This window comes from Cellulomonas sp. P4_A2 (genome assembly GCF_056402515.1).
In genome coordinates, this window is the sequence record NZ_JBFUHG010000007.1 from 133,805 (window position 1) to 148,282 (window position 14,478).

Sequence of the window (14,478 nt, forward strand, 5' to 3'; positions counted from 1 at the left end):
GTCGGTTCGCGCAGTCAGGCGGGGCGGTCGGCGAGCTCGGACGCCCCGTCGCGGTCGGCGACTGCGCCGGGACGGGCCTCACGGCCCGCGACCAGCGCGTAAGCCGCACCGACGACGACCGCGCCACCCACGAGGTTGCCCACGCCGACGAGCAGGAGGTTGCGGCCGAACGCCTCGACCGTCGCTCCGGGGACGTCGCCGAACAGGCCGAGAGAGAACGTCGTCATGTTGGCGACCACGTGCTCGAAGCCCGAGGTGATGAACGCGAGCAGGCACCAGAAGATGACGACGAGCTTGGCGCCCTCGCTGCGCAGCCGGGCCGCGGACCACATCGCCAGGCAGACGAGCATGTTGCAGAGCACCCCGCGCCAGAACAGCTGTCCCCCGGACTCGTGGCTCTTGGCCGCCAGGAGGCTCGCGAGCATCGTGCCCGCGGGGGTCTCGGGCTCGAGCAGCCCGGTCGCGTGCACCATCGCCGCGAACAGCACGCTGCCGACGAGGTTGCCGACGAGCGAGAACATCAGCGTCACGCCCGCGGCCCACCACCCGATGGACCGGCGGATCGCGCCCTGCGTCAAGGTCATCATGTTCGAGGTCGCGAGCTCGCCGCCGGCGCTGAACACCAGCGTCAGGGCCACGCCGAACACCAGCCCCTGCACGAGCCGGGTCCAGGGCGACCCCGCGAGGGCGAGGCCCCCGGCGGCGGAGACCATCAGCACGACGGCGACGCCGATGAACGACCCCGCGAGCGCGGCCTGCACGAGGTAGGCCAGGGGGCGTCGGGTCAGACCCACCTTCGTCGCGGCGTAGTCGGCCTGGTGGTCCATGGCGTCGTCGATCGTCAGCACACCAGAACGGTGGCACGCAGGCACCGCCGTGCATCAGGGCCGATCGGCACCTGTTCGGGGTGTCAGCCCGCCTCGTCCGGGCGGTCGGCGATGGCGAGCTCGTGGGCGTGCGGGACGTAGCCCTCGATGTGCCGCTCGTCGGGGCCGACGTACTCCGACAGCGGGCGGATGAGCGCGTTGGACGCCGCCTGCTCGAGGATGTGCGCGGTCCACCCCGTGATGCGCGACGCGACGAAGATCGGCGTGAACGTCGGGGTGTCGAAGCCGATGAGGTTGTAGGCCGGCCCGGACGGGAAGTCGAGGTTGGGGTAGATGCCCTTGCGTGCGACGAAGTCCTCCTCCAGCGCCGTGTACAGCGCCAGGACGTCCGGCCGGTCGTAGTGCTCGACGAGGTCCTCGAGCGCCGCCCTCATGGTGGGCACCCGGGAGTCCCCGCGCTTGTAGACCCGGTGCCCGAAGCCCATGATCTTGCGCTTCTCGCCGAGGGCCGTGTCGAGCCAGGCGGACACGTTCTCCGCGGAGCCGATCTCGTCGAAGATGTGCATCACCGCCTCGTTGGCGCCGCCGTGCAGCGGGCCCTTCAGGGCACCGATCGCGGCGACGACGGCCGAGTAGAGGTCGCTGAGCGTCGAGGTGACCACGCGCGCGGTGAACGTCGACGCGTTGAAGGAGTGCTCGGCGTACAGCACCATCGACTGGTTGAAGGCGTCGACGACGGCCTCGTCGGCCTCCTCGCCGAAGGTCATCCAGAGGAAGTTGGCCGCGTAGTCCAGGTCGTCCCGCGGCTCGACGACGTCCAGCCGGCGACGACGGCGCTGGCCGTAGGCGACGATCGCGGGCAGCGCCGCGAACAGCTGCAGGCTGCGCGCGAGGTTGTCGTCGGCGCTCCCGCTCGCGTCGAGCACCGACCCCGAACCGGCTAGGTCGACGGCACCCAGGAGGCTCACGGCGGTGCGCAGGTCGTCCATCGGGTGCGCGTCGAGCGGGAGCAGGTCCAGGATCGTGCGGACGTCGGTGTCGAGGGCGCGCAGCGGCCGCTCCGCCGCCCTCTGCGCCGCGAGCTGCTCCTCGTCGGGAAGCTCTCCGTGCCACAGCAGGTACGCGACGGCCTCGAACGGCTGCGTGGACGCCAGCTCCTGCACGGGGTAGCCGCGGTAGAGCAGCGAGTTGGTCTCGGGGTTGACCTTGGAGACGGCCGTGACGTCGGCGTAGACGCCGGCGAGCCCCTTCTTGATGTCGCTCATGCACCGCTCCTGTTGTTGTCCAGGTCGAACGTAAAGATTCCGGAGTCGAAGGTGGAGTAGGCCTCGTAGTCGAGCAGCTCGTAGAGGCGGGCGCGGGTCTGCATCTCGGGCACCTTCGTGGTCAGCGACCCCTCGGCGAGGATCGTCTCCAGGCCGCGCTCGGCCGCGCCCATCGCCAGCCGGAGCAGAGACACCGGGAAGATGACGATGTTCACGCCGACGTCGGCCAGCTGAGCCGTGGTGAACAGCTCGCTCTTGCCGAACTCGGTCATGTTGGCCAGGATCGGCACGCTCACCGCGGCCCGGATCGCCTCGAACTCCTCCAGCGACGCCATCGCCTCGGGGAAGATCGCGTCGGCGCCCGCGTCCTGCAGCGCCTTGGCTCGGTCGACGGCGGCGCCCAGCCCCTCGACGCCCCGGATGTCGGTGCGCGCCATGACGAGGAAGTTCGGGTCGCGACGACCCTCGACGGCCGCGCGGATGCGCTTGAGCGCCGTGGCCTCGTCGACGACCTCCTTGCCGTCGAGGTGCCCGCAGCGCTTCGGGTTGACCTGGTCCTCGAGGTGCATGCCGCAGATGCCGGCGTCCTCGAGCACCTGGACGGTCCGGGCGACGTTCATCGGTTCGCCGAATCCCGTGTCCGCGTCGATCAGGGTGGGCAGGTCGGTGACCCGGGCGATCTGCCCGCCGCGCTGCGCAACCTCGGTCAGCGTCGTCAGGCCGATGTCCGGCAGGCCCAGGTCCGCCGACAGCACGGCGCCGGAGATGTAGACGCCCTCGAAACCCTTGTCCTGGATGAGGGCCGCGCTCAGGGGGTTGAACGCGCCGGGCATCCGCAGGAGGTCACCCTGGGCCAGTCGCGCACGGAACGACGCGCGCTTGTCGGCGGCGCTCACGCCTGAGTGCAGCATCAGAGGAGTCCCTTCGGAGCCTCGGGCAGGTCCGCGACCAGGACGTTGAGGTCGCCGACCTCGGCCGCGGTCAACGACGGCAGCCGCTCGGCGAGCGCCAGGAAGTCGTCGATCTGGCCCTCCGACAGCACGGGACCGGCCAGCGTGCGGAACTTGCGCACGTAGTCGGGCCGCGTGAAGGGTCGCGCGCCCAGCGGGTGGGCGTCGGCGAGCGCGATCTCGTCGACGATCCGTCCGCCGTCCACCAGGTCGATCTCGACGCGGCCGCCGAACGCCTTCTCGGTCAGGTCGTTCGAGTGGTACCGCCGCGTCCACTCCGGGTCCTCGACGGTGCTGATCTTGTGCCAGAGCGCGACCGTGTCGGGGCGGGTGGCCCGCGACCGCGCGTACGAGAGGTCGTGGTCCCACGACCCGTCCTGCAATGCGACCGCGAAGATGTACGCGATGGAGTGGTCGAGGGTCTCGCGGCTGGCCTCGGGGTCGAACTTCTGCGGGTCGTCGGCGCCCGTCCCGATCACGTAGTGCGTGTGGTGGCTCGTGGCCAGCACGATCCGCTCGACGTTGGCGGGGTCGCGGATCTCGGGGTGCTTCGCGCCGAGCGCGCGGGCGAGGTCGATCCACGCCTGCGCCTGGTACTCCGCCGAGTGCTCCTTGGTGTACGTGTCGAGGATCGCGCGCTTGGCCTCGCCCGTCTCGGGCAGCGGCACCTCGTACCGGCCCGAGGGCCCGTCCAGCAGCCATGCGATGACGCCGTCCTCGCCCTCCCAGATCGGCGACGGGCTCGTCTGGCCGCGCATGGCCCGGTCGACCGCCTCGATCGCCATCTTCCCGGCGAACGCCGGGGCGGACGCCTTCCAGGTCGAGATCTCGCCCTTGCGCGACTGCCGCGTAGCCGTCGTGGTGTGCAGGGCCTGGCCGATCGCCTGGTAGATCGTCTCCACCGGCAGCCCGAGCAGCGTCCCGATGCCCGCGGCCGCGGACGGCCCGAGGTGGGCGACGTGGTCGATCTTGTGGGCGTGCAGCGAGATCGCCTTCACCAGGTCGACCTGGATCTCGTACCCGGTGGCGATGCCGCGCACGAGGGCGGCGCCGTCCGCGCCGGTGTGCTGGGCGACCGCGAGGATCGGCGGGATGTTGTCGCCCGGGTGCGAGTACTCGGCCGACAGGAACGTGTCGTGGTAGTCGAGCTCGCGCACGGCCACGCCGTTCGCGTAGGCGGCCCACTCCGGCCCGTACCGCCCGTCGATGCCGAAGACCGTCGCGCCCGCTCCCCCGGACGCCGGGCCGACCGGGTGGGCCTGTGCCTGACCGCGGGCCGCGACGATGGGCGCGCGCTTCAGCGACGCGACCGCGACCGACGCGTTGTCGATGAACCGGTTCACGATCATGTCGGTGACGTCGGCGTCGACGGCCACCGGGTCCGCCGCGACCTCGGCGATCTTCCAGGCCAGCTGCTGCTCGCGCGGCAGCGGCTCGGAGCTCTTGTACGTACGCAGTTCGTGGAGCTTCACGTCACGCCTTCCTGGGTGCGGCTGTGCCGCGCATCATGTCGTTGAACCGTTCGGTGACGCCGACCTCGTCGGGGCGCTGAGCGTCTCGTCGCACCCTCGCACGTTCGACCAGCACCTCGACGTCGTCCCCGCCGAGCAGCTCCATCGTCTCGGCGAGGTAGTCGTCGAGCAACATGGCATCGCTCGCGGGTCCGCGTCCTTGCGCGCATTCTGCGGCCTGCGGCGCGATCCCGGGATGCGACCGGGCACAGCCACGGGTTGCAGCGCCCTGGCGTGGCGTCCCACTGGTCGATTCCGAGCGGGAGGGCCGGGTGCCGACGACAGCCGAGACCTGCGTCACCAGGAGCGCTCCGCCGTCGGGTCGACCCACCCCACGGCGCGCGCACCGCCGAGCCGCACGGTGTCGCCGTCGAACGTGTTGCGCACGGATTCTGGCCGGCCCCGAAGCACGGAAGCGGTGGATTCAGCCCGCGGCACGCCGCGTCCGCACGATGACGCCGAGATGACGAGCACGTGACGGCCTCGACATTCAGCGCCGATCCACGACCCACAGGGGCGACCTTGGGGACTCATAGCGTTCGGTGGGCCGAAGGGGTGCAGCACATGCGCGAGCTGGCGGTTGCCGCGACAGGGACTCCTGGGTGGCGGGTCGCGGCGGAGGGCACCAGCCACGGCCTGGCCAACGACACCCTCGACACCGACGCATTCGACATCCCCTGATGATCCCGTCGTCCGGCCAGCGCACCGGTCATGCTGCGATCCCGAATCTCGTGCCGCCCTCGCTGCGCCGCCGCTCCGGCATCGCGCTCCGGGTGGTGGGCGCGTCGACCGCGCTGGCGCTGATCGCGGGAGGGTCGGCACTGGTCTCCGCGTCATGGACCTCTTCCGCGCACGAGCAGCGGCTGCAGCTGATCCTGGCGAACGCACCGGACCGGGAGGCCGAGGCTCACATCACGTGGCCCGACGAGGCCGACGAGCTCCCGCTGCTCGTCCGTCGGGCGGCGAGCGTGCGGACCGCGGCGGCGGTTCTGGCCGGAACGATCTCGCCAGTCCAGCCAGAGCCTGGGCGATCGATGACGGTCGTCCAGGTCGCTGCTCGTGCGCCGGCCGACGAGTCCCCTCATCCGGCCCAGACGCACGCCCACATCGACGCGATCCTCATAGAGCTGCAGAACGCCCTCGACGAGCACGACCTGGCCGCAGGGCGGCGCCTGGTGCTGCACGCCGAGCATGCCGTCCTCGCGGCCGCCGTGGAGATCTGCGAGCACGCCGTCCAGTCCGCCGCACCCGACCGCGCCGCCTGGCCGGACCACGAGCTCGTCGGGCGGCTCGACCGCGCAGCCAGGCTGGTGCACCTCGCCGCCGCGGCGCGATCCGTCGAGCCGTCGGCTCGGTACGCCGCCCAGTCCCGCGACCTGGCGGCAGCCCTGCACTCGATCACCGAGCACGCGCGCGACGCCGACGAGCCGGCGGCCACGCACGCGCTCGACGCCGACGAGCCGGCGGCCGATCGGTCCCGGGGGGCCCGCACCACGGACGGGTACGCCAACGGCATGATCCCGCTCGAGGTGCTCTGTCCAGTGACATTTGCGCCGGGGCACCGGTTGCGCTGCGATGCGGCCGACGCGCTCCACGAGCTGAACGTCGCATTCCGTGCTGCGCTGGGCACCGACCTGGCCCTCACCGACTCGTACAGGAGCCTCGGTGGCCAGTTCGCCGTGAAGGCAGCCAAGCCGTTTCTCGCGGCGCTTCCCGGGACCTCGAACCACGGGTGGGGGTTGGCGGTCGACCTCGGTGGCGGCGTCGAGTCCTACGACTCGCCCCAGTACGCCTGGCTCGAGGAACACGCCGCGGGGTATGGCTGGCACCACCCCGCGTACATGGACCGGGACGGAGTCGGACCGCACGAACCGTGGCACTGGGAGTTCGGGACGACCGACCACCACCCGTCGAGGTCATCGCCGGCTCGGGCCGAGGGCTCGCCCGTGGTGCTTCCGCTCGTCACGGAACCGGTCGCCGCTCCGGTGGTGCCCAGCCCGTCGGCGGGACCGCCGTCCGACGTGGCGCCCCCGCTCGTGCCCGTCGCCGAGCCGATCGAGGACCCGCACACGGAACAGCCGACATCTCCCGCGCTCCTTGAACCCTCGCTCCCCGTCCCGGCACCACCGGACGCTCCAGACTCTCCGGACGTCGCCGAGCATGTGGGCCCCACGTGCGAAGACCAGACGATCCCGGGCTCGCCGAACGACCCTCCGGCGGTCTCCGAGGCGGCTCCCCAGGCGGACGGCGCGTCGTCCACGCCCCCTCCGTCGCCGGCTGACGAGCTCGAGCCGGAGGCTGCGAGCGACGAGCCACCGCTGCCGCCGTGCCCGGCCCAGCCAGATCCAGCGGTCGACGATCAGGCCGAACCGGCAGCTCCGAGCACGGCGGCGACGATCGACAGCTGACCACGGCCGCGTCCTTCGGGTCCCCGTCGAGCCTGAGCCTGCGACCAGCCACCGGTCACATGCCAACTTCACCCGATTTGCCCCTGTTGCACCCCACTTGTCCGGGCCAAGGTGGGCCTAACCGTCAGTTTTTCGGGTCATCCCTACGCCGGCAGCGTCGGGGTGGCCCCACAGGGGGCGTCGGCTGCGGCGCGCGGAGCCGAGACGGGCCCGTCGGGTACGGACAGTCCGCGGGTCAGGGTCGAGGAGGTGCGGACCCGTTGAGCACGGTGATGGTCGTCGACGACGAGGAGCGCATCCGCGCTCTCGTCAGCCGGTCGCTGTCGTCGGCGGGACACAACGTGGTGTCCGCCGCCGACGGCTTCCGGGCGCTCGACTGGCTGGCCTCCGAGGACGTCGACCTCGTGCTCCTCGACCTGGTCATGCCGCGCTGCGACGGCTTCACGGTGCTGTCGTCGATGCGCCAGCGCGAGGACGGCACCCCCGTCATCGTCCTGACCGGAGTGACCGACGTCGCGACCCGCGTGCAGGCGCTCGACCGCGGCGCGGTCGACGTCGTCGCCAAGCCGTTCTCCCTCGTCGAGCTGCTCGCCCGGACGCGACGGCACCTCGAGGCCGCGACCGTGACACGGGCAGAACCGAGGTTCCTCACGGCGGGAGGCATCAGGCTCGACCTCGAGCGACGCTGCGCGATCGTGGCCGACCGCGAGGTGTCCCTCACCGAGCGCGAGTGCTCGCTGCTGGCGCACCTGATGCGCCGACGCGGAGAGGTGTGCCGACGCTCCGAGCTCGTGCACGACGTCTGGGGCCTGGACTTCGATCCCGGGAGCAACATCGTCGAGGTCTGCGTCCGACGGCTGCGGAACAAGCTGCAGCCGGAGCCCCCGATCGAGACGATCCGCCGTGTGGGCTACTGCTTCGCCGCTGAGTGACGAGCCCGTCCGGCGGGACCTGTACTACCCCTGGCTCGCGCTGGCGGTGGTGTGCACGTGGCTGATGTGGATGTCGCCCGGCAACGAGACCATCCCGTACCACGTCGCCTGGGCAGGGTTCGCGCTCCTGTACGGACTCGGCAACTGGCGGCTGCGCCGTGCCGTCACCGGCTTGGTGATCTACGCCGTGGCGACGGGGGCGATCCTCATCGACCGAGCGGCCACGGGGGTCCTCAGCTGGCAGGAGACTGCCGAGATACCCCTGATGTCGCTTCTCATGGTGCTCATGGTCTGGCACGTGCGGCGGCGGCAGGCCGCGCTGGCCGAGCTCACGGTGATGGCCGAGCGCGAGCGGAAGCGGGCCCAGGACAACCAGCGACTGACCAGGCTGACCTCCCACGAGATGCGGACACCGCTGACCATCGCGCGCGGCTACGTCGAGCTGATGCTCAGCCGGGAGCAGGAACCCGAGCAGGCCCACGACCTGGCCATCGTCGACGACGAGCTGGACCGGCTGACGAGGGTGACCGAACGGCTGGTACGGGTGATCCGGCTGCAGGGCGGCCGCGAGATGGGACCGGTCGATCTCGACGAGATCCTGCACCAGACGACCGAGCGGTGGACCCAGGTCGCGGACCGGCACTGGGTGGTCGAGGCCCACGCCGGGCGGTACGAGGGTTCAGCGGAGCGGATCCGCGCGTGCCTGGACACCCTGATCGAGAACGCCGTCCGCTACACGAGGGACGGCGACACGGTGCGCCTCATCGGAGCGCGAGAGAGCGACCAGGTCGTGCTCGGGGTCGCGGACTCCGGGTCCGGCCTGAGCGCCGAGCTCGTTGCTGTCATCAACGACCCCGACGACGACCTGCGCACGCCGCGCGACGAGCTCTCCCAGACGGGTCTGGGCCTGAGCCTTGTGCGCAACCTCGTCTCGGCTCGGGGCGGACGGTTGATCGCCGGGCGGTCGAGCGAGGGCGGCGCCCTGCTGCTGATGTCGGTCCCGGCTCTCCGGCTGACCACGGCGGCGACGAGCGAGAACCTCGCCAAAGAGATCGCCGAGCCCCCGGCTCGAGGTCGACACGACCCTTTGACCGCCGCGCAGGGCTGAGCCTGTGAGCGGCGCATGACCGCGCTGTGACGACGCGATGACATCTCGGTCAGGAACCCACGCCGCCATCGTCGCAACCGCTTCCATGGAGGCGCCGACGCATCCCACGGGCACGGCCGCCCGCAACGGAGCGCCGCCTGGAAGGTGTGACCATGCGCGGATACGGGTCGGTCGACGGTTCCGGCAGCCCTCGCTCTGAAGCGGGGGCCGACGACGCGACGGCTCCCCCGTCGCGACCCGGCCGCAGGGCGCACAGCTGGCACGAGGTGGTGCGGGGTGCGGTCGTCGCCCTGGCGACGGCGTTCGTCACCTGCGTCGCCGCGCTGGCACCGTCGACCACGCCGGTCGCCCAGGCCGCCACGACCTGTCCGGCGGCGGGCTGCGCGGTCACCGTGGACGCCCGGGACCTGCCGACCGGAGCCCCGCTCGGCGACTTCACCTACATCATCAACGTCGACAACTCGAAGCTGCCCGACGATCCGCTGGCCGTCAGCACGGAGAGCAACAGCGCGATCGTCGCCGAGGGGGACCAGGACCGCACCGCGGTGAACCTGCCGGCCGGACGGTACCTGATCTCCGTGCGCTCGCTCGATCACAAGATGTGGGGCCAGCACATCACGCTGCCCTCTACGGCGGCCGACGGCTCCCTCACCGCACGGATCGACCTGTCCGTGCAGAGCGACGACCACCCCCTCCCGCTCGGAAAGATCCGGGTCTTCGTGTTCCAGGACACCGCCTGGGCCAACGGCGCCCCGGACACCGAGGAAGGCGGTCTGGAAGGGTTCCAGGTCGGGCTCGAGGAGCAGACCCACAGCGCGGTCACGGTCGACTACAACAACGACCCGCTCTGCGGAGGCACGTGCCTGACGGCTGGCGACGGCTTCGTCCAGCTCGACAACCTCGGGCCGGCCACGTACTTCATCGACGTGCACCCGCCCGAGGGCCCCTGCAACGCCGACCCGAGCAGCCAGTGGTACCAGACCACCACGATCGACGGCGGGCTCCAGCTGCTCGCGTCGGTCGAGGAGGGCAGCGACGGCACCGGCGCTCCCGGCGAGCAGCTCTGGGAGGCACCGAACAACCGCACGGCGTACTGGTTCGGGTTCGTCTGCGCACCGCAGGCGTTCGCCTCGACGGGGACCGGCGAGATCACCGGCACGGCACGCAACTGGGTGGAATGGGCGCCCTACACGACAGGCACCTTCAACGACCCCGTCGAGAACCCGTTCGTCGCCCTCTCCGACAGCACGACCGACCGCACGGTCTACATCGGCCAGGGCGACGGGGAGGGCAACTTCGACATCCAAGGCGTGCCGGCCGGCACGTACAACCTGGCGATCTGGGACGAGCAGCTGAGCTACATCATGCGGTTCAAGCCCATCACGGTCGGTCCGGGCGAGTCCGTCGACGTCAACGAGACCGGCGACGACGGCAGCGGCGGCGTCGGCGTCTCCCGCTGGTTCGGCTGGCTCGACGGCCATGTCTACAAGGACCAGAACGGGAACGGCATGCTCGATCCCGGCGAGACGCTCATCGGCAACACCGACGTGGACCAGCGGTGGCGCGACGGGTCCATCAAGGAAGCGACGTTCACCGACTCGCAGGGCTACTACTCGTACCCGACCGCCGAGGGCGGTGCCCTCGGCCGCTGGATCGTCAACGAGCAAGGCTTCGCGCGGTTCTCCGCCTACCCCGGACCGTCGGCTCACGACGAGATCACCGACGCCGTGACGCCGTCGTGCGCGACCGCGCCCGGTGTGACACCGGCCGACACCTGCGTCCCGACGGACCAGGGCGGCGGCCTGCTGACCAACCAGCTCCTGCTCGAGGGCCACCGAGCGACCGTGGACTGGGGCAAGCGCGACTACCCGGCCGGGACGCCGGGGCAGATCGTCGGCATCACCTACTTCTCGACCACCCGCAACGAGTTCGACGCGCGCTTCCAGGCCCACGAGGACTACGAGCCGGCCGTTCCCGACGTGACTGTGCTCCTCGAAGGGCTCGGCGCCGACGGGCAACCGAACACGGCCGACGACGTCGTGCTCAACAAGTACGTGACCGACCACTGGCAGCAACCGAACGCGAGCCAGGACCCGCAGGCGGACGGCAACGCGTTCACCCAGAACTGCAACCCGATCCGTGACTTCACCGGGACGGACATCACCGACCAGTTCGCCGACAAGATCGGACCCAACTGCCTCGAGGTCCCGCTCACCGGTGCGCACACCAAGGACGGAGCCTTCGACGGCGGCTACGCGTTCGCCGACTACTGCCAGAACGGGTACGACCTGGCGAACGACGACGGCACGTGCGTCGGCGGCTCCGACCCGAGCCCGCTCGTCGCAGGCACCTACATCACCCACGTGGTGATGCCGAAGGACGAGCAGGACACCCGGGCGTGCAACCCGACGAACGCGAACGGCTTCAAGAACGTCAGCAGCGCCAAGGGCGCCATCCCGGGCGACGGCGACGGCTGCCTCTACCGGCCTGTCCGGGAGGAGGACGTCAACGTGGACCTCGGCAACAAGTTCACGCCGGCCATCCCGCCGCCCGTGTGCACCGGTGACAACCACGTCATCGACCAGACTTCGCTGGTCACCCGGAGCACGTACTACGGCGTGGCGGGCGCGCACGCACCCCTGTGCGACAAGCGCCTCATCGTCCTGACCAACGGGCAGAACGCCAACGCCGACTTCAACCTGATGACGAACTTCCGCACCGATCCCAACGGGTCCGACGACACGGACACGCGGACCGGTGACGTGCAGGAGCCGGGCCGCCTGGTCGGGCAGGTGTTCAACGACATCTACTTCGAACGGGACCCGCAGTCCCCCTGGTACGGCGAGCCCCGGCCGATCGCCGGCATCCCGGTCGGCATCTACGCGCGGGTCGACACGGTCTGCCCGGCGGACGAGCCCGGCTGCGCCACGCCGAACGTGAACGCCCCGTACGACGCCAACAACTGGCGCCTGCTCACCACGGTGACGACGAGCCCGGACGGCTCGTTCGAAGCGCTCGTGCCGTCGACCGAGACCTTCAACTGCCCGATCCCCCAGGGGCCGTGCCCCGGGATGTACCTGGTCAAGGTCGACGACCCCGGCACGACGACGGCCAAGAACGCCGGGTACAACCCGAACCTGCTCACCGCGACGACCCCGGCTGAGGCGTGGCCCGGTCTGAGCACCCAGCTCGACCTGCCGCTGGACCCGATCTCCGGCACGGGCTGCGAGGACCCGGCCGTCCCGGCACGGCCCGAGCTGCTCCAGGTCTCGACGCCGTACGTGCCCAACGCGGCGCCCGGCAACGGCGGCAACGCCGCGAACCCGCGGCGGATCACGATCCTCGCCGACTTCATCGGGACGGCCGGCCCGACCGGCGCCACCGGCGGGCGCGTGACGCTCACCGACGATCGGACGGGTGCCACGACGACGCTGACGCGCGCCAACGGCGGGGTCGTGAGCTGGACCCCGGGAACCGGTGCGACTCCGGACACGATCGTCATCCAGGTGCCTGCTCTCAGCGTCCTCTTCCCCGCGGGGCAGAAGCAGCTGTCCATCACGACGGCGAACGCGAACGGCGGCGTGTCCACCGTCAACGGCATCACCGTGCACGCCCTCGGCACCGGCGGCGGCATCACCTACAACCCGCCCGTGGTCAATGTCGCGGCTCCCCCGCCCGGCGCCGGCACGGACGCGCATGCCCTCCAGCACGCGATCGACGGCGCAGCGGCCGGCAGCCTGCTGGTGCTCCGCCCCGGCGTCTACAACGAGAACGTCGTGCAGTGGAAGCCGCTCAAGATCCAGGGCGTCGGAGCCGGCGGCATCATCGGCGCCCACGAGCTGCAGGCGCGTGACCCTGAGGACCCGCGCTTCAACGTGCGTGGCTCTGTGATCGACGGCCGCTACTTCCAGCAGAACGCGACGGCCTACGACGCCACGATCGCGGCCCACGCGCCGTACGCGGTCGATCCGACGATGCCGACCATCCTGCGCGGCGCCGACCTGACCCTCGTGGCGCAGACTGCGGCCGCGTACAACGTCCCCGCCGGCACGATCGGCGTCTTCAGCGCGGCGCGCGCCGACGGCGTCGGCCTCATGACCGGTCAGGGCGAGGGTGCCGGGGGCATCCAGGTCCAGGCGAACGTCAACAACCTGCAGGTCACCAACACCGTGCTCGAGAACAACGGCGGCGTGGTCGCGGGTGGCATGGCCATCGGGCAGCCGTACGCACCGGCGAGCCACAACTTCAACGTCAAGGTCGCCAACGACCGCTTCCTCGGGAACGGCGGCCTGACCCAGGCCGGCGGTCTCGGGATCTTCGACAACTCCAACGGCTACGAGGTGGCCGGCAGCATCCTGTGCTCGAACTTCAGCGTGAACTACGGCGCCGGTCTGTCGCACATCGGGCTCAGCCCCAACGGCAACATCCACGACAACCAGATCTACTACAACGACGCGGTGGACTCCGGCGGCGGTGTCGCGATCGAGTCCGAGCTGCCCGTGGGCGGCGGTCTCGGCGCGGGCACCGGTCCGGTCAACGTCGACCGCAACCTCATCACCGCGAACTTCAGCGGCGACGACGGTGGTGGCGTGTTCGTGCTCGACCCGTTCAGCGCCGCCATCAACCTGCGCGACGACCTGATCGTCGACAACGGCGCGGCGGACATCGCGGGCGGCATCATGCTCGACGACGCCTCCAACGTCCGGATCATCAACACCACGATCGCGAACAACGTCTCGACCGCCTCCTCGGAGAACTCCGACGGCAACGCGCACTCGGCCGGCCTGGCCTCGGAGGGCAACGACCCCTTGTTCCAGGCGACCCTGCCTCCCGGGTCTCCGGACTTCTCCCGGCCCGCTGCCCTGTTCAACAACGTGTTCTGGAACAACACCGCCTACACACTGAGCCAGCCCGGACCTGGCGCGACCCTCGTCCCCCAGGGGGTCATCGACCTCGAGATCCACGGGACGACGACCAACGCCGACTCGTTCACGCCGCGGTACTCGGACCTGACCAACGGCCAGATCCTCGGTCCGAACGGCGTGCTGCACCCGGTGCCGGCCGGTCAGGGCAACCTGAGCTCCGATCCCCTCTTCGTGAACCCGATCGGGATCACGACGGAGCTGGCCGTCACCGGGTCGCGGCTCGACCCCCAGACGGCGGCCGTGACTCTCACGGCCGGCGACCCGCCCGTCGGGCTCACGAGCAACTTCCACCTCACGGGCGCTTCGCCCGTCGTCGACCGAGGTGTGCGCTGCTCCAACACCGCGTTCCCCGCACCCGCCGGCGCGCTGAGCGCCTGCACCGGTGGCGGGATCCAGGCGCCGACGCTGACGCCCTCGCTCGGTGGTCTCGGCGACTACGACGGCCAGTACCGCCCCATGCTCCGGACGCTGCGGGTCAGGACGCCGTGGGACCTCGGGGCCGACGAGCTCATCGGCGTCCCCGTCCTCCTGCCCTGACCCGCTCGACCGACC

9 protein-coding genes are annotated in these 14,478 nt (G+C 70.9%); 4 read left to right on the forward strand and 5 right to left on the reverse strand.

The window, feature by feature from the left end; genetic code table 11:
* Positions 1-14 precede the first annotated feature (14 nt).
* The 5 genes from AC1DUE_RS09155 to AC1DUE_RS09175 form a co-directional block, all read right to left on the reverse strand.
* The gene (locus tag AC1DUE_RS09155; RefSeq protein WP_477039092.1) at positions 15-848 is read right to left on the reverse strand and encodes a formate/nitrite transporter family protein; all 834 of its coding nucleotides are present in this window, start codon (positions 846-848) and stop codon (positions 15-17) included.
* Positions 849-910: 62 nt separating this feature from the next.
* Positions 911-2,092, reverse strand: coding sequence for a bifunctional 2-methylcitrate synthase/citrate synthase (locus tag AC1DUE_RS09160; protein WP_477039093.1), 1,182 nt, complete (start codon positions 2,090-2,092; stop codon positions 911-913).
* Positions 2,089-3,003 carry a methylisocitrate lyase gene (gene prpB / locus AC1DUE_RS09165; RefSeq protein ID WP_477039094.1) on the reverse strand — a complete coding sequence of 305 codons (915 nt, stop codon included), beginning with the start codon at positions 3,001-3,003 and terminating at the stop codon, positions 2,089-2,091. The genes AC1DUE_RS09160 and prpB overlap by 4 nt, the downstream gene beginning before the upstream one ends.
* The gene (locus AC1DUE_RS09170; RefSeq protein WP_477039095.1) at positions 3,003-4,514 is read right to left on the reverse strand and encodes an MmgE/PrpD family protein; all 1,512 of its coding nucleotides are present in this window, start codon (positions 4,512-4,514) and stop codon (positions 3,003-3,005) included. Before AC1DUE_RS09170 ends, prpB begins: the two co-directional genes overlap by 1 nt.
* A 1-nt stretch (position 4,515) precedes the next feature.
* Positions 4,516-4,854, reverse strand: a complete 339-nt coding sequence (locus tag AC1DUE_RS09175) for a hypothetical protein (RefSeq protein WP_477039096.1) — start codon at positions 4,852-4,854, stop codon at positions 4,516-4,518.
* 379 nt (positions 4,855-5,233) lie between these two features.
* Between AC1DUE_RS09175 and AC1DUE_RS09180 the strand changes: the two genes are divergently transcribed.
* The 4 genes from AC1DUE_RS09180 (at position 5,234) to AC1DUE_RS09195 (ending at position 14,463) form a co-directional block, all read left to right on the forward strand.
* Positions 5,234-6,961 (forward strand): M15 family metallopeptidase, encoded by a 1,728-nt coding sequence (locus AC1DUE_RS09180; RefSeq protein WP_477039097.1) that lies wholly within the window; start codon positions 5,234-5,236, stop codon positions 6,959-6,961.
* A gap of 269 nt (positions 6,962-7,230) precedes the next feature.
* A complete protein-coding gene (locus AC1DUE_RS09185; RefSeq protein ID WP_477039276.1) occupies positions 7,231-7,893 on the forward strand; it encodes a response regulator transcription factor in 663 nt (220 codons plus the stop codon).
* On the forward strand, positions 7,865-9,001 hold the full coding sequence (locus AC1DUE_RS09190; protein ID WP_477039098.1) for a sensor histidine kinase: 1,137 nt from the start codon (positions 7,865-7,867) through the stop codon (positions 8,999-9,001). Before AC1DUE_RS09185 ends, AC1DUE_RS09190 begins: the two co-directional genes overlap by 29 nt.
* A gap of 152 nt (positions 9,002-9,153) precedes the next feature.
* Positions 9,154-14,463, forward strand: coding sequence for a hypothetical protein (locus AC1DUE_RS09195; RefSeq protein WP_477039099.1), 5,310 nt, complete (start codon positions 9,154-9,156; stop codon positions 14,461-14,463).
* Positions 14,464-14,478 lie beyond the last annotated feature (15 nt).